Raw genomic sequence first — 265 nt, forward strand, 5'->3', positions numbered from 1 at the left:
GTACTGGCTCAGGGTTCATAATACTAAAGCCAAGTGCTTGTGCTACTTCGAGGTATTCACCAATGTAGGCAAATTTAGCTTTATCGTAAGGTAGTAGCTTTTCAACCTGATCGGGCTGTAATAACAATTCAATGTCAAAATACTCAGCCCAAAAATCGCGCGGCTCATCTGGCACTTTATGCCAAAAATCAACCGGACGATAAAAAATAAGTTTAGGCTTGTCGCTACCATTTACCACAATCCAGCAATGTGGATTGTCTAGTAC

Annotated in this window: 1 protein-coding gene; it reads right to left on the minus strand. The window is 41.1% G+C overall.

Translation table 11 applies throughout. From position 1 onward, the window contains the following. The coding region (locus AAEY72_RS15230; RefSeq protein ID WP_352311424.1) for a hypothetical protein at window positions 1–265 on the minus strand (265 nt) is incomplete at both ends.

Source organism: Psychrobacter sp. W2-37-MNA-CIBAN-0211, assembly GCF_040309405.1.
Lineage (GTDB): Bacteria > Pseudomonadota > Gammaproteobacteria > Pseudomonadales > Moraxellaceae > Psychrobacter > Psychrobacter glaciei.